The organism is Sphingobacterium sp. NPDC055346, from assembly GCF_053645235.1.
On record NZ_JBSHMI010000001.1, the window covers coordinates 861651 to 881666 of the forward strand.

Sequence of the window (20016 nt, forward strand, 5' to 3'; positions counted from 1 at the left end):
GATTTAATTGAAAACCTAAAATAGTAAAAACATAACAGAAATGCCATGTTTTAGGGGGCTAACCTGATATTCTACAAGAAATAGAAAAGCCTTTGCTCAGTTTTGAGTAAAGGCTTTTCAGGTTCTTTATATTTTCAGATCTTCTTAGATCTCTGCGTATGCTTCCATCGGAGGGCATGAACAGATTAATGTTCTGTCTCCTTGAGAATCATTCACACGACCCACTGAAGGCCAGAATTTGTTTACTCTTAAGTATTCGATAGGGTAAGCGGCAGTCTGACGAGAATATGGTCTATCCCATTCATCACCTGTAACCACTCTAGCGGTATGTGGTGCATTTTTCAAAACGTTGTCTTTTTGATCTGCCTCTCCATTCTCAACTGCAGCAATCTCGGCACGGATACCGATCAATGCATCACAGAATCTATCTAATTCTGCTTTTGATTCTGATTCCGTAGGCTCAACCATCAAAGTTCCAGCAACTGGGAAGGATACTGTTGGAGCGTGGAAACCATAGTCCATCAAACGCTTAGCGATGTCAGCAACCTCGATTCCAACGTTCTTAAATCCACGGCAATCCAAGATCATCTCGTGTGCACAACGACCATTGGCACCAGCATATAATACTGGGTAATGTTGCTCTAGGCGAGCTTTGATATAGTTGGCATTCAAGATGGCAGTCTTAGTAGCGTTTGTAAGGCCTTCTCCGCCCATCATAGCGATGTAAGCATGCGAGATGACCAAGATAGAGGCTGAACCGAATGGAGCCGCTGAAACAGCTGAAATCCCTTCTTCTCCAGAGATCTCAATGATCTCATGGTTAGGCAAGAAAGGAACTAAGTGCTCTGCTACACCGATTGGACCCATACCTGGACCTCCACCACCGTGAGGAATACAGAAAGTCTTGTGTAAGTTCAAGTGACAAACGTCTGCTCCGATGAAGCCTGGGCTAGTCAACCCTACCTGAGCATTCATGTTTGCACCGTCCATATATACTTGACCACCATTCTCATGGATGATATTACAGATCTCAACAATTGGCTCTTCAAATACTCCGTGAGTCGACGGATAGGTCACCATCAAGGAGTTCAAGTGAGCTGCATGTTCGGTAGCTTTTGCTTTCAAATCTTCCACATCGATATTACCACGATCGTCACATTTAACGACAACGACCTTCAAGCCTGCCATAGAAGCAGATGCAGGGTTGGTACCATGTGCAGATGCAGGGATCAAACAGATGTTTCTATCGAAATCTCCACGGCTGTGGTGGTAAGCACGGATTACCATTAATCCCGCGTATTCACCTTGAGCACCAGAGTTTGGTTGGAAAGACATCTTGGCAAATCCTGTGATTTCACATAACCAATCGTTCAATTCATTGATCAATTGCATGTAACCTGAAGTCTGGTCAACAGGTGCAAATGGATGCAATCCACCGAATCTAGCCCAAGTAACTGGAACCATCTCTGTCGTTGCGTTCAATTTCATGGTACATGATCCCAAAGGAATCATGGAATGGCACAATGAAAGGTCTTTTGCCTCCAAAGATTTGATATAACGAAGCATTTCACTCTCGGAGTGATAGCTATTGAATACTGGGTGAGTCAAGTACTCAGAAGATCTTTCCAAGTGTTCTGGAATAGAAGTTCCTAATTCCTTAACGATTCCATCCATGTCAACATCGGTAATGTGCTTGCCCTTTACCTTAGCAAATACTTTCACGATTGTTTGGATATCATCAAAAGTAGTGGTCTCATCGATAGAGATACCAACTGTACCGTCTTGGTAGAAGAAGTTTAGCTCATGGTTCAAAGCTTCGCTCTTCAAGCCATCAACTTCTTTGCCCACGTCAAAACGTAGGGTATCAAAGTATGATTCATTAACTTGTTTGTAACCCAATGCCTGGATAGCCTTATCAGCTAATTTCGTCAAGTCATTGATACGGGAAGCGATATTTTTGATTCCTTTTGGACCGTGGTAAACTGCGTAGAATGAAGCCATGATAGCCAACAACGCCTGTGCTGTACAGATGTTTGAAGAAGCTTTATCTCTACGGATGTGTTGTTCACGGGTCTGAAGAGCCATACGCAGAGCGTATTCACCATTGGAATCAGAAGTAACACCGATGATTCTTCCCGGAATATTACGTTTGTAAGTGTCCTTAGTTGCGAAGAAAGCAGCATGAGGTCCACCGAATCCCATAGGTACACCAAAACGTTGCGAGTTACCTACAACGACATCCGCACCCCATTCTCCCGGAGGAGTCAACAATGCCAATGACATTAAGTCTGTACCTACGCATACCGTGATGTCTTTATCGTGGGCATAAGCAGAAAATTCTTTATAATCATTTACCGTACCATCAGCTGCTGGATATTGGATGTATGTGGCAAACACATCGTCCGTTAGGTTCTCTACAGTTAAATCTGCAACCCTTATCTCAACACCGAAAGGAACGGCCCTTGTTTGCAATACATCCAAGGTTTGAGGATACACATTTGGAGTCACCAAGAAAACATTTGCATCCTTGTTTTTACGTGTGCTGTACAACATGAACATACCTTCAGCTGCAGCAGTAGCCTCATCCAGTAACGAAGCATTTGCAATCTCTAAACCAGTAAGGTCAGAAACCATGGTTTGGAAGTTCAATAAGGCTTGCAAACGTCCCTGAGCGATTTCCGCTTGGTAAGGCGTATATTGAGTATACCATCCTGGATTTTCAAAAACGTTACGTTGAATAACTCCCGGAAGGATCACATCATTATATCCCTGACCGATATAAGATTTGAATACCTTGTTCTTTTCAGCTATTTGAGCTATTTTTTCCAAATACGCAACCTCACTAAGTGCTGGAGGAAGGTTCAAAGCTTGTTTCTTACGAATCTGTGCAGGAACGGTCTGATCGATCAATTCATCCAAAGAACCTACTGAAAGCACGTTCAACATTTCCTCTACTTGCGCAGAACTTGGACCATTATGGCGATCCTCAAATTTTTCTTGGTAAAATATGTTACTCATTTTAAGTATTAATTGTAACTTTTGAGACTGATTAACTATCTGTTATCCAAAATATTTCAACAGGATTTCTCTGTAAAAATTTAGATGTGCAAAGATACGCTTTTTATAGGTAATTTTAAGGAGTCGACCTGCTCGAAAAACTTTTATTAACACATCAATCGATTGCACATTTCTTTAAATTCCAAACAACAATAGCGGCAATATTTTATCAATGTAACAGTCTTTCAGCCCTTTTGCTTTGAAAGACCTAAAACCATTTCAGCATTAGGATATGCTACTTTCGGGATAATGTGACACACCTATTAAAAAAACTGCAAACAAACCTCAAAAACATTCCATTTTCTGCATTGAACACCCCTGCTTTAATACTTTAATTCCACCATTAAAGCACTTGCTGTTAAATATTTACAATAATTTTCGCGGGTATTTTTAAGATGGGAATCTTTACTAATTTAGGCCTAAATCAATTAATAAATTATATGCTTAAATTAAACGTGAGGAATGAATCCGATCGCTTGTCCGCTGTAATACTGGGGATTGCCAATGATAACGGCCCCACCCCGACAGCCGAAGAAGCTTATGACCCCAAGTCACTGGAACATATCCTCGCAGGTACTTACCCCACCGAACCAGACATGGTTCATGAACTTGAGCAGTTCCAGCAAGTTCTCAAAAAATATGCTGTTGAAGTCTATCGTCCGGAAACAATCCCCAACCTTAATCAAATCTTTACCAGAGATATAGGTTTTGTAATTGACGATTATTTCGTAAAATCCAATATCCTGCCCGACAGAGCAGAAGAATGGGAAGCAATCTTGTACATCATCGACCAGATCGATCCCGACAAACTTATCACCGCACCTGACCACATTCACATGGAAGGTGGTGATGTCATCCTCTGGAAAGATTATATTTTTATCGGTACCTACACTGGTCCGGATTATTCTGAGATCAATACAGCAAGAACAAACCTGCAAGGAGTTGAATTCCTAAAGGAAAAATTCCCCAACAAAACAGTGATGGGTTTTGACCTGATTAAATCCATGACGGACCCCAGGTCTAATGCTTTACACCTGGATTGTTGCTTTCAACCGGTAGGAGAAAACAAGGCAATCATATACCCTGGAGGCTTCCGGAACCAAAAAGATTTCCATTTTCTGCTGTCCTTGTTCTCGGAAGAGAATGTATTCCAGATTACAGCTGATGAAATGTACCAGATGTACTCGAATGTGTTTTCCATCTCGCCTACAGTCGTTGTTACGGAGGAAAGATTTACCAGGCTGAACAATTGGCTAAGGGATCAAAACTTCATTGTGGAAGAAATCCCTTATCACGAAATCGGCAAGCAAGAAGGGCTCCTACGATGCTCTACCCTACCCTTAATCAGAAAATAACCATGCAAACCACCAATACAATCCTAATGGTCAGACCGTTCTACTTCCGAAGAAACGAAGAAACGGCTGTCAATAACTTCTTCCAAGCAAAAAATGAACGGAATGACAGGCTTTCCGACCTGGCCGTTACCGAGTTTGACAACTTTGTCAAGGTCCTTAAAAATGCCGGAATCAAGGTTTTTGTGGTTCAAGATCCGGGTAAATTAAATACTCCGGACAGTATATTCCCCAATAATGTGATCTCATTCCATGTCAATAAGAGCATTATCTATCCCATGTTTGCTGAAAACAGGAGAAATGAAAGGCAATTGAACTATTTAGGAAAGCTGGACCAGGCCGGAATACATTACGAGACGGTCCAGGACTACAGCACCTATGAAGACCAGAACAAGTTCCTGGAAGGCACGGGGTCCATGATCTTGGATAGGGTCAACAAGATTGCCTATTGCTCCCTGTCGGATCGTGCGAATGAGGAACTATTTCATATTTTCTGCAAAGATCAAGGCTATACCCCATTGGTTTTCCATTCCACCCAACAGGTTGGCGAGGCTTACCTCCCCATTTACCACAGCAATGTGATGATGTCCGTAGGTACAAACTTCAGCGTAATCTGTTTGGAGGTAATCAGGAATCCTGAGGAAAGAGAGCTGGTCGTTTCTACCTTAAAAAAATCAGGCAAGGAGATCATTGAGATCAGCGAAGATCAAATGAATCGTTTTGCAGGAAATATCTTGGAAGTCAGGAACATTGATGGAGATCCAGTAATCTGCATGAGTTCGCAGGCATTCGAATCCTTTGAAGAGGAACAGATTGAAGCCCTGGAGAAGCACGGCAGGATTGCCCATGCTCCTTTGTTTAGTATTGAAAAATATGGTGGCGGCAGCGCCAGATGTATGATGGCTGAGGTTTTTTAACCTCAGCTATTAAAAACTGTCCTTTGCTATCTCTCTTCTTACCCTACTCAAACTTTCCGGAGTAATCCCCAAATAAGATGCAATCATCCATTGTGGCACGCGCAATAAGAGGTTAGGGTAAAGCTCGATAAACTCAAGATAGCGTTCTTTGGCAGTCATCGCCAATAGGGAGTTGATCCTGCGCTGTAAATAGTAAACACTTCTTTGCAGGGACCTTTCTGTAAACATGGCGAATTCAAGCCGTAATTTTGCTGCTTCAGAAAAGAACTTTGGATGCAAGAAAACGACCTTGCTAGGCTCAATGGCCTTGATATAATACAAGGAAGGCTCATCAAAATAAACACTGGACCGATCACCCATCAACCAATTCTCTGGTGCAAACTGAAGGATGTGCTCTACACCTTTCTCATCCAAGGATAAAAACTGCAATAATCCCTCCTCCACAAACAAAAAATGTTTGCAAACCTCGCCTGCCCTTAGAATATACTGATTGTGCGAAAGTTCCCTAAACTCAAAAAAAGGAAGTAGCTGTTCGAAATCATTCTCAGTCAAGAAAGCTTTTTCTGTATAGTATTTATAGAAATTACTCTTCAATAACTCTTCCATTTCCATATTAATATAGTATAGTGAATTTAAAGTCTAGTGGGTTAAAACTTTTTACCAAGTCAGGAATGAATTCCTTGCCATGCTTCAGGTAAAGCTCAGCAAAGTTATCGGTCCTTTCCTGCAGGGCCCCTCCAGGAAAGAGCTTTTCCTTGATCCGATCAATCTGTATCAAGGCATCCTGATGATTCCGCTTCTCAGCCTTCAACAGCTTCTTTTCTAAGTTATTGACAGCCTTTTTCAATCGGGCTTTGACCGCATCGGTGCTTGGCCCTAGACTCGGATCAATCTTATGTGCCCTCAGCTTGATCTTTCCAAAAATAGCATTGAATTCCATCCATTCATCTTGCAGATTCAACCTATGTTTGGTAATACGTTTCACATAATCCTTCTTCAAGGTCTCCGACGGCTTGAATATGCTCTTAAAAGTGAAATCTAACCTAAATATTTTTCCCGCCATCTGATCGTCAGTAATCAATGCCGAGTTGCGCGGAATCAAAATAGGAAAAGGAACTTTATACTGATCAAAATTAGCTTTTAACTGTAACCAGTAAACTATCTCCGCGCCTCCCCCAATATAAGCCAGGTTCGGAAGGATTAACTCCTCATACATTGGACGCATAACCACATTCGGACTGAATCTTTCCGGATGTGCATGGATTTCCTTCTTGATCTCTTCTTCAGTAAAATAGACCCCTTGATGCAAGATCTCAAACTTACCATCTTCAGTACGCACGATCCTTTCGCGGTATTCCTCCGTTAGATAGAAAAAGTTGATCTCCCGAGAATGGACCTGAGTAGCAAAACCCTTCTCCTTCAATTGCTCAGAAGTCTTTTCAATAGCTTTATAGCTCTTTTCTTTCAGAATATCATCCTCCATGATCGGAGCAAAGATTTTCTTCAATTCTTTCCTATCCGCATCAATTATGATCAATCCATATTGCTTAAACAGGGAATTCACGAAGGTTCTGGTTGCATCAGCCAGGCTCGATCCATTCAGATAGGCCTCTTCTACAAGCTCGGTCAGCTCCGTTGCATTATCAGAAAGTCCAAAGGTATTGCAGTATTGTTTAACGGTATCAGCTATGCTGGATGTGTCCAAGCGACCGGTCGCTGAAAGCGATTCCACATCCCAAAGGATCTTTTTGCCAAAAGCCTTGGTATGGTTGATCTCCTCGAAATCATGGTCTTCTGTCGCCATCCAATACACCGGTACAAACTCATGATCAGGGAATTCCTTCTTTAGATCTTGGGCCAATTTGATAGCCGTCACGATCTTGAAAATAAAGTATAAAGGTCCCGTGAATATGTTTAATTGATGGCCAGTAGTAACTGTATAGGTGTTATCATCCTTTAAGCGGATAATATTCTGCGCCACTTCCGGAGAGGAAGACAGCAGGTCTCCATATTGATCAGTTAATATTTTAGTTAATAATTCCCGATGAGCAAACCCTTTCTTTTTGCCAATTTGATCCTTAAAACCTGCTATATCAGGTTTGTTCCCATAAAATGGAGCAAGCTGCTCATTATGGTTTAGATAGGCAATTAAGGTTTTGGAGAAACTATTAGTGTCGTTGTAATCAATATATGTGGCTTTCATCTACCTCTTTTAAACTTTTACAAATGTATAGGCATTTAGTATACAAAATACAAAAATTTAAAATAAGCCCGACTACTTGCCACAAATGTTATAGTTATTTGACAATATTTCCGTACAAGTCAAAGTCTTCAGCACGGTCAACCTTCACCTGAACAAAGTCACCAATACGGGCATAATTGGATTTTGCCTCCAATACAACCTCATTGTCAACCTCAGGGGAATCATATTCAGTCCTACCTATAAAATAATCGCCATCTACCCTATCCACCAACACTTTATAGGTATTTCCAACTTTTTCTTGATTGATTTCATAGGAAATTCCTTGTTGAACCTCCATGATCTGATCCACACGATCCTGTTTTACCTCCTCAGGCACATCGTCCTCTAGACTATGCGCATGCGTTTTCTCTTCATGCGAATAAGTAAAACATCCTAAACGATCAAATCTTGTGTCTTCTACCCATTCCAACATTTCCTGGAAGTCCTCTTCCGTTTCACCGGGGTAACCGCAGATCAATGTCGTTCTTAACGCAATATCAGGAACTTTATCACGGATCTTATTGACCAGGTCAATCTGCTTTTGTTTGCTAGTTCCTCTACGCATGGAGGTTAGCATACGGTCTGAGATATGCTGCAATGGCATATCCAGATAATTACAGATATTGGAACGTTCGTTCATGGCATCCAAAATATCCATTGGGAATCCCGACGGATAAGCATACTGCAAGCGTATCCAATCAATCCCTTCCACGTCCGATAAATGACGCAAAAGATCCGAAAGATTACGCTTTCCATAAATATCCAGCCCATAATAGGTCAGGTCCTGAGCGATCAAGATCAGCTCTTTGGTACTATTGGAAGCCAAGAACTTAGCCTCTTTAACCAAATCATCGATGGATTTGGACACATGCTTTCCGCGCATCAAAGGGATCGCGCAGAATGAACAAGGTCTATTACAGCCTTCAGCAATCTTGAAATAAGAAAAATGGGAAGGGGTCGTCAATAAACGCTCGCCAAGCAATTCATGTCTATAGTCTGCACCAATACTGGAAAGAAGATCTGGAAGATCATTCGTTCCAAAGAATGCATCAACATTAGGGATTTCCGTTTGCAGTTCAGGCTTGTATCGTTCTGATAAACAACCTGTCACAATAACTTTGTTTACTTTTCCCTGGTCTTTTAATTCGGAAAATTGAAGGATGGTATCAATAGATTCTTGTTTGGCATTATCAATAAAACCACAAGTATTGATCACCACAATATCATTAGCTTGGATATTGGAAGCCTCGTGGACCACTTCCATCTGATTGCCCTTTAATTGGCCCATCAACACCTCGCTATCATGTATGTTTTTAGAGCAACCTAGGGTCACCACGTTCACACGTGGTTTAGCCTGTACAGGCGCTGTTTTTGATTGTTTCGTTTTCATATTACGCTGTAGCCTACTTGAATAGTGAGTCTACAAATTCTTTTTTGTTAAATAACTGCAAATCACCGATCTTCTCTCCCACTCCAATGTATTTAACCGGAATTTTAAACTGATCCGAGATCCCTATGACAACACCACCTTTGGCAGTACCGTCCAATTTTGTCAAAGCCAAGGCATTGACATCGGTAGCTTGAGTAAATTGCGTTGCTTGCTCAATGGCATTTTGACCTGTAGAAGCATCCAAAACCAATAAAATCTCGTGAGGGGCATCAGGGATAACCTTTTGCATCACATTTTTGATCTTGGTCAATTCGTTCATCAAGCCCACTTTATTATGAAGTCTACCTGCTGTATCAATGATGGCAACATCGTCGCCATTCGCAACGGCTGACTTTACGGTATCAAAAGCAACCGATGCAGGATCCGATCCCATGGGCTGTGCAACAACACGCACCCCAACCCGATCACCCCATAATTGGATTTGATCAACCGCAGCGGCCCTGAAGGTATCAGCAGCACCAAGAACAACCTTGTTGCCAGCTTCCTTCAACTGATGAGCCAGTTTGCCAATGGTTGTGGTCTTTCCTACCCCATTCACGCCAACGACCATAATCACATATGGCTTTTGGTTGCCATATTCAAATGATTCAAAGTCATTACTGTTGTTTTCAGCCAATAACCCTTGTATTTCGTCTTTCAACAGACGGTTCAGGTCATCGGTAGTGACATATTTATCCTGTGCAGCACGTTTTTGAATCCGTTCTACAATCTTCAGCGTGGTCGTAACGCCCACATCAGATGTTACCAGAACCTCCTCCAGATTATCCAACACTTCGTCATCAATGGTAGACTTTCCTACTACTGCTTTCGTAATCTTGGAGAAAAAACCTTCCTTGGTCTTCTCTAAACCTTTGTCCAAAGCCTCTTGAGCTTCAGGTGTCTCTTGCTTCTTTTTAAAAAAATCAAATAATCCCATGATGGATGTGTTATAGATAAAGGATCTGAATCGTATCAAAGATACTTAAATACAGGATACTAAAAAAGCCCTTTTGGTGCTCCCAAAACGGCTAATTATAAGATTTTTAAAGAAAAACTTTAAAAAAAGGAATATCTAACTGCTTATTTAGAAGCCGCAGCAACAACCTCTTTTACTTTGTCATTGTGTACCATACTTTCTTTGAAAGTATAAGCGCCAGTTTTTGCAGATTTTGTAGTGATAATTACTTTGGTAAACTCTTTACCACCACCTTTTTGTAATGATGCAACTGCTTTCTTTGCCATGGTATAATATTTTTAATATGGACCCTAAAGATCCAATCCGTTAATTACTTAATTTCTTTGTGAACTGTTACTTTTCTCAATACTGGGTTGAATTTTTTCAACTCTAAACGCTCAGTTGTGTTCTTTTTGTTCTTAGTGGTAATGTAACGAGACATTCCTGGAAGACCACTTTCTTTGTGCTCAGTACATTCTAAGATAACTTGTACTCTATTTCCTTTTTTTGCCATTGCCTTACTTTATTTATACCCTCACGGGTGAATTTCATGATTCTATTTTCTGCTGATATAACAGGCTACTATCTATTAAATATGACCTCTTTTAATAAACTTGTCGATAGATGCTGTAATACCGTTTTTGTTGATGGTTTTAATAGCCGAAGTAGATACTTTTAAAGTAATCCAACGATCTTCTTCTGGAATATAAAAACGCTTGGTCTGTAAATTAGGATAGAATTTACGCTTAGTCTTAACGTTCGAGTGTGATACGTTATTTCCCTTTAATGCCGTCTTGCCTGTTAAATCACAAATTCTTGACATGATATTCGATTTTTTATTGTTGTTCTAATTCAATTATCGTTCCTCAGAAACGAGTGTGCAAATATCTATATTTCTTTTGGGAAATACAATATTAATTAGCGAATTATTTTAAAATAATGTAGGAATAGGGCAGAAGTCAACAAAAATACTGTATTTTGCATTATTATTTACGCCGACGCTCACAATAGTTTTCAACAATTCACAATGAACAAGTATTTAATACGAGGATTAGCTTTCACTTTGCTGGGAATAATCTGTATCTACTATGGTACCATCCTGATGGAATCCGACAATATGTGGTATAAACCGCTCCTGGTTGTCGGCGTGATCTCTTTCGGATTCGGCTTTATCACCTTTATTTATCGCTTGTTCAGAAAGATCGATCGAAACTCAATATTGGACGACAGGAAGTCCAAGAAAAACAAATAGGGTAGAACCTGATGCTGCAACAAACCAAAGGAATCACCTTAAAAGTTACCAACTACTCCGAAAGTAGCGTTGTCGCTCAGATATATACGGAGGTTTTGGGCCTGCAATCTTATCTGATCAATGGCGCTAGAAAACCTAAGGCCAAGATCCCATTCAATATGCTCCAGCCATTTCATCTATTAGAAATGGTTGTTTATAATAAGGAAAACAACAACCTGCAGCGAATAAAGGAAGCCCAACAGATCCCTGCACTCAAGAGCATCCCACTAGATATCGTCAAGAGTTCCATTGCGATGTTCTTGAATGAAGTCCTTTATAAGGTCTTAAGACATCAACACCCCGAACCACAGCTTTTCCAATTTTTGGAAAATGCCATCATTTGGCTGGATGAAAGCAAAGAGGGATTGGCAAATTATCACCTGGTCTTCCTCGCCAAACTGAGCCACTACCTTGGCTTCAAACCCATCATACAGGATCTGCCATATTTCGATTTGATGGAAGGCCGCTTTTCAAATAGCTTACCTGCACACTTTCATGTCCTGCAGGAGCCCTACAGCACTTATTTCAGAGAAATTTTACAAAGCAGCTTTACGAATTGTAACAAAATTAGGCTAAACCGACAGGATCGGACCTATCTCCTGCAAAAAATCATCGACTATTATCGACTTCATACAGAGAACTTTGGAGAGATTAATTCCCTCTATATCCTAGAAGAAATTTTTGGAAATTAAAGGCATGAAAAAACCCGTTGAGTTGGTACTCGACGGGCTTCCACAATAAATATATATTGAATCTAATTTTTAGATAAGCTTTACATTTACCGCGTTTAGTCCCTTACGACCTTGTTGTACTTCGTAAGAAACATGGTCGTTTTCACGAACCTTGTCTACTAATCCAGAAACGTGAACGAAAATTTCACTCTCGCCAGAATTTGGAATGATGAAACCGAAACCTTTGGCTTCATTAAAGAATTTTACTACTCCTTCTTGCATAATAATTACTATTGTTTTTTTTTAAAGGTATCATTATTTTTTGAATACCAATTAAATTTAATCGTTAAATCTACTAAACATTTTTCAAATTATTTGGCAATTTCTTTTCGCCAACAATTTGGAAAGGTTTTTGCCATGAACAATTTATTTAAAAATATTATGAAAAAATTAATTACACTAATTGCGCTGGTAGGAACGATGACCTCATTGAGCGCCCAAACTAATAATATGGAAAACACTAGGAGAGTAGCAACCCGTGGTTATGCAGAAAAAGAAGTAACACCAGATATCATCTATCTTTCTATTTCTTTGAAAGAGTATTACCAAGATGGAAATACCAAGAAAAAGGTTGCTATTGAGCAACTGGAAAAACAACTTTTTGATGCAGCTATGAAAAACGGCGTCAAAAAAGAGGACTTTACCGTTCAAAATATCTATAGCTACAATGTCGAAAACAAAAAGAAAAACAACGAACTGTTACAGGCTAGACAATACAGGATCAAGGTTACTGATCTGAAGAACTTAAATCCAATGTTGGAAGAAGTGGATGCAAGAGGACTGCAGAGCACCAACATCTCTGGATACGATCATTCGCAAAAGAAAGAAATCGAAAAGGAGTTGAAAACCCTAGCAGTACGTGATGCGAGAACAAATGCAGAAATCCTTGCTGCTGCAGATGCTGAAAACGTTGGTAAGGTAATCATGATCAATGATAACAGCAGCTTGAACTGGAATGATCTAGTTCCTCAGCCACGTATGTATGCCATGGCTGCCAAAGGGGTGAGCAATGAAATGGATTCTAATGAACAAGGCTTGGATCTAGAGGTAAAACCGATCAAACTTACCTGTAATATCGACGCCGTATTCGCGCTGAAATAACAATGGAGAAACATCCTTCCTATAATTTACAGAAGATTGATAAAGACTTTCAATGGGTAAAACGACTATCTGTCCTGATGGATAGTCGTTTCCGCATTGGAAACTTTCGCTTCGGTCTGGACCCCATCTTAAACTTCATTCCTTTTGGAGGGCAGATTGCCACCTTCATTATTTCACTGGTTCTTGTATCCGTGATGTACAGAAATGGAGCAAGCAGTAAGGTTGCCGTAAAAATGCTGCTCAATGTTACTTATGACGCACTTTTAGGTTCCATACCCATCATTGGAAATGTCTTTGACTTCTTCAACAAAGCCAATGAGAAAAATGTCAAACTACTACGGGAACACTATTACGACAATAAACATCAAGGAAGTGCCAAAAACATCCTGATCACCCTGGGTATCGTTATATTCATAACCATCATTTTGTTTATTTATGCCATGTATGCCCTTACAATTTGGCTGTTTGGCTTGATATTTTAATCCAATCTCTTCAAAATAATCTATTTTTGTACCTATGAGTAAAACAAGAATCTTTGCCTTATTGGGGGTTGTCATTATGTTGGTCGCGGTTTTCACAAATCCTTCCAAGGAGAAAATCAATGAAAAACTGTCGCTCAAGGCCAAAGAAATCCTCAAAAAACAATTGGATTACAAGCATAAGGACGCTGTAGATCTAGGCATGATGCTCGTAGGAGATCAAGTGGTCAATGAATTTGTGAACAATTACACCTACACCGAAAACTATTACCTTTTTTCACTTGCCAAGATCAATTGGAACAGTGAAAAGATTACCATAGGAGGAGGAGCTTTCGGACAGGTATGGATCAGTTCCAAGATCGATGAAAAAGCCGGAATGTTAATCGACGCTTTAAAGCGATAGGCATGCTTGAGATCTTATTTGAAGATGAGGATTTTGTTGCCATCAACAAACCCCATGGATTATTGGTCCATAAATCCTCCATTGCTGCAGATACTTCCGAGTTTGCCCTACAACTCCTAAGGGATCAAATAGGGAAGAAGGTCTATCCTGCCCATCGTTTGGACCGAAAGACCGCGGGTGTGCTTTTATTCTCCCTGAACAAGGAAATGGATAGTGCCATACAAACCGCATTTTCCCAAAACTTAATCAAAAAAGAATATTTGGCCGTTCTTCGTGGCCATACCGATCCCGAAGGGACCATTGATTATCCCTTAAAAAAAGAAAACGGCACAATCCAAGAGGCATTGACCCACTACCAAACCCTCGCGATCACCGAAATTGACCTTCCCTTCGGAAAATTTCCAACTTCTAGGTATTCCTTGGTCCTTGCAAAGCCCGAAACCGGCAGGATGCACCAATTGCGCCGACATTTCGCCCATATTTTCCATCCCATTATCGGCGACAGACCACATGGCTGCAACAAACAGAACAAACTCTGGAAAGATACCTTCCAGCACGACACTATGCTCCTGCACGCCAAATCACTCGCATTCAGCCACCCCAAAACCCAAGAAAACATCCTTATCCAAGCCCAAATCCAACCTGAGTTTGAAAGAGCGTTGGGGATATTGAATATATAGTATTTTAGTAGTTAGTATTTAGTATTTAGACTTTAATATTGTTGATAAATCATTCACCTTCCTTTGGTCTAAATACTATATACTTTATACTAAATACTACCCGTTGATACATCATTATAGAATGTTTCACCTTCCTAGGGTCTAAATACTTAATACTAAATACTTATTACTAAATACTACCCGTTGATACATCATTATAGAGTGTTTCACCTGCCTAGGGTCTAAATACTAAATACTTTATACTAAATACTAATTCCACGTTAATTTTCCTATTTTTGTAACAACAAAAAACTCATTGATTTAACATGAAAAAAACTGCGTTAACTGACGTTCATGTCGCTTTAGGTGCGAAAATGGTTCCTTTCGCCGGATTCAATATGCCAGTTCAATATACTGGTATCAACGACGAACACGAAACAGTGCGTACCGCTGTAGGGATGTTCGATGTTAGCCACATGGGGGAGTTTATCTTAAAGGGCGAAAAAGCATTAGACCTTATCCAGAAAGTTTCTTCTAACGATGCCTCAAAATTATATGACGGTAAAGTTCAGTACGGCTATCTTCCAAACGAAAATGGCGGTATTGTAGATGACTTCTTAACTTATAAAATTGATGACAAAACTTATCTCTTGGTTGTAAATGCATCAAATATTGATAAAGACTGGGAATGGATCAGCAAATTCAATACTGAAGGCGTAGAAATGAAAAACATTTCTGACGAAACTTCTCTTTTCGCTGTACAAGGTCCTAAAGCTGCCGATGCACTTCAAAAATTAACGGATATCGACTTGGCTCCAATGGAATACTATTCTTTCCAAAAAGGAGTATTTGCTGGTGTTGAAAACGTATTGGTTTCTGCTACAGGTTATACTGGTGCCGGTGGTTTCGAAATCTATGTTGCCAACGAACATGCAGAGCAAGTTTGGAATGCAATCATGGAAGCTGGTCAAGAATATGGCATTAAGCCAATCGGTCTTGGCGCTAGGGATACCCTACGCCTAGAAATGGGTTTCTGTCTTTACGGAAATGATATCGACGATAATACATCACCATTAGCAGCTGGCTTAGGGTGGGTTACTAAATTCACGAAGGACTTTGTAAACGCTGAAAACCTAAAAGCTGAAAAAGAAAAAGGTGTTTCTCAAAAACTGGTAGGATTCGAAATGATTGATAGAGGTATTCCTCGTCATGATTATGAAATCGTAGATGCTGATGGAAACAAGATCGGACGTGTTACTTCCGGAACGCAATCTCCATCCTTGAAAAAATCAATCGGTTTAGGTTATGTAGAGCCTGCATTTGCTAAAGAAGGTACAGAGATCTTTATCTCTATCCGTAACCAACCTATCAAAGCGATCGTAAGAAAACCTCCTTTTGTAAAATAAGGCGGATAAAAATAAAATGAAAAAGGGCTATTTTTTAGCCCTTTTCTTTTGTTGTCTCATTTCTTGCTGCGCCAGCTTCGCCTTTTCCTCTTGCTTGGTCTTTACATCTCGGCTCACCTGTTTTAACAGAACCACCTTCAGATAGATCAACAACACCAATAAGGCGATGGAAATCCCCAAGTACAGTACCTGTCCGCTATTATAACCTGCCCATGCGCTCAAAACCAAAAACACGATCCCTAAATTGAGCAGTAAATTCAATATAAACTTCTTCGTCATTTCTTCTTTATTACTTTAAAACCCGTTACTCGTTCCCGAATGAAATAAAAATACACTATTCCTGCCATAATATTCCCCAAGATGACGAATAAAGCCAAAATCAATCGCTCTCCATTGCTGATTCTGGTCGAACGCATGATCTCCAACAGCACCAATACCACCCATATTAAAGAAAGTACCATCGAGATGCTCAATAGGATAGGAGCATAGCCCACCTTCAGGATAAATAATAAGATAGAAAGGATATAAAAAGCCAGACTAAATAGGAATGCCTGTTTAGTCTGGTGGAATAATTTATTCATGAAGCAAAGTTAAGGATAAAATCCCGTCCTCGTTTATGGGAATATTCCCAATTCCTTATAGGATTCTCCAACTTTGTTGATCGCACAGATAAATGCCGCTGTCCTTAGATCCTCAACGCCATCCATGCTTTTCCAGATCTGGTGGATTTCATGATAAGAACCGATCATGGTGTCCTCAAGTCCTGAATACACTAAATCAACCTCATCAGGTCCTCTTAAAATAATCTTGCGCTCCAATTTAGAAACCTTTTGATTGGTCATGGACTCAATGATATTCAAGATTTCAGCATACATGTTTTCGCTGAATCTCTTTTCAAGACGACCATAGCGTACGTGGCTTAGGTTTTTCAACCATTCAAAATAGGATACGGTAACCCCGCCAGCATTTAAATAGATATCAGGGATCACCAATTTACCTTTCCTGTTGAACACCTCATCTGCTTCCGGTGTCAATGGACCATTTGCCGCTTCACCTATGATCTGTGCTTGAATCCTTTCTGCATTGTCCCCATTGATTACAGACTCTAATGCTGCAGGGATCAAGATATCACATGGCTGCTCTAAACCTTTTATAGATTCTTCGATATTGATAGCACCAGGGAAATTTAGGATAGAGCCTGTAGCCTTTCTATGGGCAACTACCTCTTCCAGGTCCAGTCCATTTTCATTATAGATGGCGCCCTCATATTCGATCAAGCCAACAAGGATAGAACCACCTTCCTGAAAATATTTAGCAGCATGGTAACCCACATTTCCTAAACCTTGAACGATTACTTTCTTGCCTTCAACACCAGTTGTCAATCCCAACTTGGTCATATCTTCTTCAATCTTACACGCTTCCTTAACCCCGAAAAACACGCCTAAACCTGTCGCTTCAGTACGGCCTCTTACACCGCCTTGAGAAACCGGTTTCCCCGTTACACAGGCCTGAGCATTGATTTCATTCGGGTTTAATGTGGTATAGGTATCTACGATCCAGCTCATCTCGCGCGCTCCGGTACCATAATCCGGCGCCGGAACATCCGTTCCTGGTCCAATAAAGTTCTTTTTCACCAATTCCGTCGTATATCGACGGGTAATTTTTTCTAATTCATACTCTGAATACTTCTTTGCATCGATTTTCACACCGCCTTTAGCACCACCAAACGGAACGTTTACGATGGCACATTTATAGGTCATTAATGATGCAAGGGCCATCACTTCGTCTTGATCCACCTCCATACTGAAACGGATACCCCCTTTACATGGCAGCTTATGATGTGAATGTTGTACACGGTAAGCTTCTATAACCTCAATGTTATCTCCGATTTTAACCGGAAATCTTACTCGTAATATGGAATTACATGCTTTGATCTGTTCGAGGATGCCAGGAGAAAACTTGGTGAACTTGGCCGCTTTATCAAAATTCCGACCCACTCCTTGAAAGAAGCTGAAAGTTGTGTTTGATTGATTTGACATAAAAATATGTTTTTGTTTATTCTTGGAATAATACTATAAAGTTAGCTCTTTTAATATTTTAATAATAGGCAAGAAAATAAAAACATTATTTTTAAATATATTCTAAAGATAGGGGAGTAAAATTATTATTTAAGCAATAAATTGCCCTAAAAATAAAAAGCTCAAGGAATCCTTGAGCTTTTTATTGATTTACTGTTTCTTAATAAACATCCATCTCCGGATCAAAAGCTTCTTTCCAAGCTAAAATTCCGCCTTGTAGGTTGGATAAATTCGTGTATCCTTCTTGTTCTAAAAGCATAACAGCCTGAGCACTACGCTTCCCTGAACGGCAGTGGATCACCACTGGAATATCTTTTGAAATCTTTTCAGACTCAATCACAACGCCTGACAATGGAATGTTCACTCCATTCAGGTTCGATACCTCATATTCAAAAGGCTCACGAACGTCGATCAACTGAAACTCAACATTGTGATCCATCATGTCCTTTAATTCTTGAACGCTAATTTCTTTCATAGTAAGCTTTTTATCAAATATATAAAATTTAGACTCAAAGGCCCTGCCAATAATATAGAATTTTTGTTAATTTCATCACAAACATTTTATTCATGAAAAAACTATTCTTAGCACTCGTATTTTCTGGCTTTTTATTCCAAATGAGCTCCGCTCAGCAAAAGCAGATTACAAGCACGGAAAATATTTCCAGAATCTTGAATACCCTTGCTTCTGATGATATGAGAGGCCGATCGGCCCTAAATCTAGACGATATTGGCAAAGCAGCTGATTTTATCGCCGCTGAATTCAAAGAAATTGGCCTTAAACCGTATGTAGGTGATAACTTCCGCCAATCCTTTCTGGTTAATCGGGGCAGCGTGACTGAACAAAGTGTCACCTTAGCTGATAAAAAATTAAATGATGATGAGTTCTTGATCGTAGGTAATTTAGACGAACCTATAACAAAAAACACCCCTTTCATTGAAACCATTAAGATTTCTGCTGATGATGATTTTTCCCAAAAATTCAGGGAAATCGTTCAGCAGAACCCAAATAAGGTTGTCGTTTTGGTAGACAAGAAACATGCTCCATTTTTGGCCCGTTTCAAAAGAATCTACAATCGCGAGAGCATTGTAATCAAAGGTCAGGAAAAAGCTGCCGGAAGCCCCAAGGTTTTTATCGTGGCTGATGAATTACCTGGAAACCATGAAATCAAACAGACCCGCAAAACAGAAGAGTTCAATATGTTCAATGTGGCGGCTGTCCTTCCTGGTAAATCTAAACCTGAGGAATATGTGGTGATTTCTTCCCATTATGACCATATCGGTATCTTGCCTGCTGTGGAAGGTGATTCCATTGCAAATGGCGCTGATGATGATGCCTCTGGTACAACCGCGATGATCGAATTGGCGAGGTATTACAAGAAGTTAAACAACAATGAAAGAACCATCATCTTTGTCGCTTTCACTGCAGAGGAAATTGGCATGTTTGGTTCCAAATATTTCTCCAACAATATAGATCCGGAGAAGGTCGTGGCCATGATCAATATCGAAATGATCGGTAAGGATTCCAAATTCGGCCCAAATAGTCTCTATATTACAGGATACAGCGCGTCTGACCTTGGCAAACTGATGCAGGAAAACCTGAAGGGCTCTGCATTTACCTTCCATCCAGACCCATATACCACCCAAAACCTATTCTACCGCAGCGATAATGCCGTATTGGCCGCATTAGGCGTACCGGCACATACCTTTTCTACATCGCAGATCGATAAGGACCAATATTACCATACGGTAAAAGACGAGGTAAGTACATTGGACATCAACAATATTAAATCAAGTATTGAGGCCATCGCAACTGGGGCTATAGGAATTATCAATGGAACCCAAACACCGAGTAGGGTTGAAAAACTAAGAGATTAAGGGCTTATCCCATATAACAGGAAAAGACGGTCAATTGACCG

General features: G+C 40.2%; 23 protein-coding genes. 10 read left to right on the forward strand and 13 right to left on the reverse strand.

Features of this window, described 5'->3' with window-relative positions; translation table 11 throughout:
* Positions 1–144: 144 nt before the first annotated feature.
* Entirely contained in the window at positions 145–3018 is a 2874-nt protein-coding gene (gene gcvP, locus ACWICE_RS03630) for an aminomethyl-transferring glycine dehydrogenase (RefSeq protein WP_454297676.1), read from the reverse strand.
* Positions 3019–3497: 479 nt separating this feature from the next.
* On the opposite strand from gcvP, the gene ACWICE_RS03635 reads away from it, so the two are divergent.
* Both ACWICE_RS03635 and ctlX read left to right on the forward strand, forming a co-directional pair.
* A complete protein-coding gene (locus ACWICE_RS03635; protein WP_454291445.1) occupies positions 3498–4412 on the forward strand; it encodes a dimethylarginine dimethylaminohydrolase family protein in 915 nt (304 codons plus the stop codon).
* A 2-nt stretch (positions 4413–4414) separates the two neighbouring features.
* Positions 4415–5326, forward strand: a complete 912-nt coding sequence (gene ctlX, locus ACWICE_RS03640) for a citrulline utilization hydrolase CtlX (protein ID WP_454297677.1) — start codon at positions 4415–4417, stop codon at positions 5324–5326.
* A gap of 9 nt (positions 5327–5335) precedes the next feature.
* On the opposite strand, the gene ACWICE_RS03645 is transcribed toward ctlX, so the two are convergent.
* The 7 genes from ACWICE_RS03645 to rpmB form a co-directional block, all read right to left on the reverse strand.
* The gene (locus ACWICE_RS03645) at positions 5336–5932 is read right to left on the reverse strand and encodes a Crp/Fnr family transcriptional regulator (protein WP_185212792.1); all 597 of its coding nucleotides are present in this window, start codon (positions 5930–5932) and stop codon (positions 5336–5338) included.
* Positions 5933–5939: 7 nt separating this feature from the next.
* Positions 5940–7529, reverse strand: a complete 1590-nt coding sequence (bshC, locus tag ACWICE_RS03650) for a bacillithiol biosynthesis cysteine-adding enzyme BshC (protein ID WP_454291443.1) — start codon at positions 7527–7529, stop codon at positions 5940–5942.
* A 94-nt stretch (positions 7530–7623) separates the two neighbouring features.
* On the reverse strand, positions 7624–8958 hold the full coding sequence (gene rimO, locus ACWICE_RS03655) for a 30S ribosomal protein S12 methylthiotransferase RimO (RefSeq protein WP_454297678.1): 1335 nt from the start codon (positions 8956–8958) through the stop codon (positions 7624–7626).
* A gap of 13 nt (positions 8959–8971) precedes the next feature.
* Positions 8972–9934, reverse strand: a complete 963-nt coding sequence (ftsY, locus tag ACWICE_RS03660; RefSeq protein WP_185212789.1) for a signal recognition particle-docking protein FtsY — start codon at positions 9932–9934, stop codon at positions 8972–8974.
* 143 nt (positions 9935–10077) lie between these two features.
* Positions 10078–10239, reverse strand: a complete 162-nt coding sequence (locus ACWICE_RS03665) for a DUF4295 domain-containing protein (RefSeq protein WP_093100020.1) — start codon at positions 10237–10239, stop codon at positions 10078–10080.
* A 44-nt stretch (positions 10240–10283) separates the two neighbouring features.
* Positions 10284–10466, reverse strand: a complete 183-nt coding sequence (rpmG, locus tag ACWICE_RS03670) for a 50S ribosomal protein L33 (RefSeq protein WP_002998409.1) — start codon at positions 10464–10466, stop codon at positions 10284–10286.
* A 75-nt stretch (positions 10467–10541) separates the two neighbouring features.
* Entirely contained in the window at positions 10542–10775 is a 234-nt protein-coding gene (gene rpmB, locus ACWICE_RS03675; RefSeq protein ID WP_185212788.1) for a 50S ribosomal protein L28, read from the reverse strand.
* Between the two features lie 204 nt (positions 10776–10979).
* On the opposite strand from rpmB, the gene ACWICE_RS03680 reads away from it, so the two are divergent.
* A complete protein-coding gene (locus ACWICE_RS03680; protein WP_185212787.1) occupies positions 10980–11204 on the forward strand; it encodes an alpha-amylase family protein in 225 nt (74 codons plus the stop codon).
* 11 nt (positions 11205–11215) lie between these two features.
* Complete coding sequence (gene recO / locus ACWICE_RS03685; protein ID WP_185212786.1) at positions 11216–11935, forward strand: DNA repair protein RecO; 720 nt, start codon at positions 11216–11218, stop codon at positions 11933–11935.
* A 69-nt stretch (positions 11936–12004) separates the two neighbouring features.
* On the opposite strand, the gene ACWICE_RS03690 is transcribed toward recO, so the two are convergent.
* The gene (locus ACWICE_RS03690) at positions 12005–12196 is read right to left on the reverse strand and encodes a cold-shock protein (RefSeq protein WP_093100014.1); all 192 of its coding nucleotides are present in this window, start codon (positions 12194–12196) and stop codon (positions 12005–12007) included.
* A gap of 159 nt (positions 12197–12355) precedes the next feature.
* On the opposite strand from ACWICE_RS03690, the gene ACWICE_RS03695 reads away from it, so the two are divergent.
* The 5 genes from ACWICE_RS03695 to gcvT all read left to right on the forward strand — a co-directional run bounded on the left by ACWICE_RS03695 (position 12356) and on the right by gcvT (position 16022).
* Entirely contained in the window at positions 12356–13075 is a 720-nt protein-coding gene (locus tag ACWICE_RS03695; RefSeq protein ID WP_454297679.1) for an SIMPL domain-containing protein, read from the forward strand.
* 2 nt (positions 13076–13077) lie between these two features.
* Entirely contained in the window at positions 13078–13557 is a 480-nt protein-coding gene (locus ACWICE_RS03700; RefSeq protein ID WP_185212784.1) for a DUF4112 domain-containing protein, read from the forward strand.
* Between the two features lie 34 nt (positions 13558–13591).
* Positions 13592–13957, forward strand: a complete 366-nt coding sequence (locus ACWICE_RS03705; protein WP_185218581.1) for a DUF4359 domain-containing protein — start codon at positions 13592–13594, stop codon at positions 13955–13957.
* Positions 13958–13959: 2 nt separating this feature from the next.
* On the forward strand, positions 13960–14637 hold the full coding sequence (locus tag ACWICE_RS03710) for a pseudouridine synthase (RefSeq protein ID WP_454297680.1): 678 nt from the start codon (positions 13960–13962) through the stop codon (positions 14635–14637).
* A 305-nt stretch (positions 14638–14942) separates the two neighbouring features.
* On the forward strand, positions 14943–16022 hold the full coding sequence (gene gcvT, locus ACWICE_RS03715) for a glycine cleavage system aminomethyltransferase GcvT (protein WP_454297681.1): 1080 nt from the start codon (positions 14943–14945) through the stop codon (positions 16020–16022).
* Between the two features lie 27 nt (positions 16023–16049).
* Here gcvT and ACWICE_RS03720 read toward each other — a convergent pair whose 3' ends face one another.
* The 4 genes from ACWICE_RS03720 to ACWICE_RS03735 all read right to left on the reverse strand — a co-directional run bounded on the left by ACWICE_RS03720 (position 16050) and on the right by ACWICE_RS03735 (position 18575).
* Entirely contained in the window at positions 16050–16301 is a 252-nt protein-coding gene (locus tag ACWICE_RS03720; protein WP_185212780.1) for a DUF6358 family protein, read from the reverse strand.
* The gene (locus ACWICE_RS03725; protein WP_185212779.1) at positions 16298–16603 is read right to left on the reverse strand and encodes a hypothetical protein; all 306 of its coding nucleotides are present in this window, start codon (positions 16601–16603) and stop codon (positions 16298–16300) included. Before ACWICE_RS03725 ends, ACWICE_RS03720 begins: the two co-directional genes overlap by 4 nt.
* A 33-nt stretch (positions 16604–16636) precedes the next feature.
* Complete coding sequence (locus ACWICE_RS03730; RefSeq protein WP_313190957.1) at positions 16637–18061, reverse strand: Glu/Leu/Phe/Val family dehydrogenase; 1425 nt, start codon at positions 18059–18061, stop codon at positions 16637–16639.
* Positions 18062–18260: 199 nt separating this feature from the next.
* Positions 18261–18575 carry a rhodanese-like domain-containing protein gene (locus tag ACWICE_RS03735; RefSeq protein WP_093099998.1) on the reverse strand — a complete coding sequence of 105 codons (315 nt, stop codon included), beginning with the start codon at positions 18573–18575 and terminating at the stop codon, positions 18261–18263.
* Positions 18576–18667: 92 nt separating this feature from the next.
* Here ACWICE_RS03735 and ACWICE_RS03740 point away from each other — a divergent pair, with 92 nt between their 5' ends.
* A complete protein-coding gene (locus tag ACWICE_RS03740) occupies positions 18668–19975 on the forward strand; it encodes a M28 family metallopeptidase (RefSeq protein ID WP_454297682.1) in 1308 nt (435 codons plus the stop codon).
* The last annotated feature ends 41 nt before the right edge of the window (positions 19976–20016 follow it).

What these genes read in the sequence shown, in the direction of transcription:
- gcvP (WP_454297676.1), bottom strand. Translation starts at nt 3,018, where the DNA reads ATGAGTAACATATTTTACCAAGAAAAATTTGAGGATCGCCATAATGGT.
- ACWICE_RS03635 (WP_454291445.1), top strand. Translation starts at nt 3,498, where the DNA reads ATGCTTAAATTAAACGTGAGGAATGAATCCGATCGCTTGTCCGCTGTA.
- ctlX (WP_454297677.1), top strand. Translation starts at nt 4,415, where the DNA reads ATGCAAACCACCAATACAATCCTAATGGTCAGACCGTTCTACTTCCGA.
- ACWICE_RS03645 (WP_185212792.1), bottom strand. Translation starts at nt 5,932, where the DNA reads ATGGAAGAGTTATTGAAGAGTAATTTCTATAAATACTATACAGAAAAA.
- bshC (WP_454291443.1), bottom strand. Translation starts at nt 7,529, where the DNA reads ATGAAAGCCACATATATTGATTACAACGACACTAATAGTTTCTCCAAA.
- rimO (WP_454297678.1), bottom strand. Translation starts at nt 8,958, where the DNA reads ATGAAAACGAAACAATCAAAAACAGCGCCTGTACAGGCTAAACCACGT.
- ftsY (WP_185212789.1), bottom strand. Translation starts at nt 9,934, where the DNA reads ATGGGATTATTTGATTTTTTTAAAAAGAAGCAAGAGACACCTGAAGCT.
- ACWICE_RS03665 (WP_093100020.1), bottom strand. Translation starts at nt 10,239, where the DNA reads ATGGCAAAGAAAGCAGTTGCATCATTACAAAAAGGTGGTGGTAAAGAG.
- rpmG (WP_002998409.1), bottom strand. Translation starts at nt 10,466, where the DNA reads ATGGCAAAAAAAGGAAATAGAGTACAAGTTATCTTAGAATGTACTGAG.
- rpmB (WP_185212788.1), bottom strand. Translation starts at nt 10,775, where the DNA reads ATGTCAAGAATTTGTGATTTAACAGGCAAGACGGCATTAAAGGGAAAT.
- ACWICE_RS03680 (WP_185212787.1), top strand. Translation starts at nt 10,980, where the DNA reads ATGAACAAGTATTTAATACGAGGATTAGCTTTCACTTTGCTGGGAATA.
- recO (WP_185212786.1), top strand. Translation starts at nt 11,216, where the DNA reads ATGCTGCAACAAACCAAAGGAATCACCTTAAAAGTTACCAACTACTCC.
- ACWICE_RS03690 (WP_093100014.1), bottom strand. Translation starts at nt 12,196, where the DNA reads ATGCAAGAAGGAGTAGTAAAATTCTTTAATGAAGCCAAAGGTTTCGGT.
- ACWICE_RS03695 (WP_454297679.1), top strand. Translation starts at nt 12,356, where the DNA reads ATGAAAAAATTAATTACACTAATTGCGCTGGTAGGAACGATGACCTCA.
- ACWICE_RS03700 (WP_185212784.1), top strand. Translation starts at nt 13,078, where the DNA reads ATGGAGAAACATCCTTCCTATAATTTACAGAAGATTGATAAAGACTTT.
- ACWICE_RS03705 (WP_185218581.1), top strand. Translation starts at nt 13,592, where the DNA reads ATGAGTAAAACAAGAATCTTTGCCTTATTGGGGGTTGTCATTATGTTG.
- ACWICE_RS03710 (WP_454297680.1), top strand. Translation starts at nt 13,960, where the DNA reads ATGCTTGAGATCTTATTTGAAGATGAGGATTTTGTTGCCATCAACAAA.
- gcvT (WP_454297681.1), top strand. Translation starts at nt 14,943, where the DNA reads ATGAAAAAAACTGCGTTAACTGACGTTCATGTCGCTTTAGGTGCGAAA.
- ACWICE_RS03720 (WP_185212780.1), bottom strand. Translation starts at nt 16,301, where the DNA reads ATGACGAAGAAGTTTATATTGAATTTACTGCTCAATTTAGGGATCGTG.
- ACWICE_RS03725 (WP_185212779.1), bottom strand. Translation starts at nt 16,603, where the DNA reads ATGAATAAATTATTCCACCAGACTAAACAGGCATTCCTATTTAGTCTG.
- ACWICE_RS03730 (WP_313190957.1), bottom strand. Translation starts at nt 18,061, where the DNA reads ATGTCAAATCAATCAAACACAACTTTCAGCTTCTTTCAAGGAGTGGGT.
- ACWICE_RS03735 (WP_093099998.1), bottom strand. Translation starts at nt 18,575, where the DNA reads ATGAAAGAAATTAGCGTTCAAGAATTAAAGGACATGATGGATCACAAT.
- ACWICE_RS03740 (WP_454297682.1), top strand. Translation starts at nt 18,668, where the DNA reads ATGAAAAAACTATTCTTAGCACTCGTATTTTCTGGCTTTTTATTCCAA.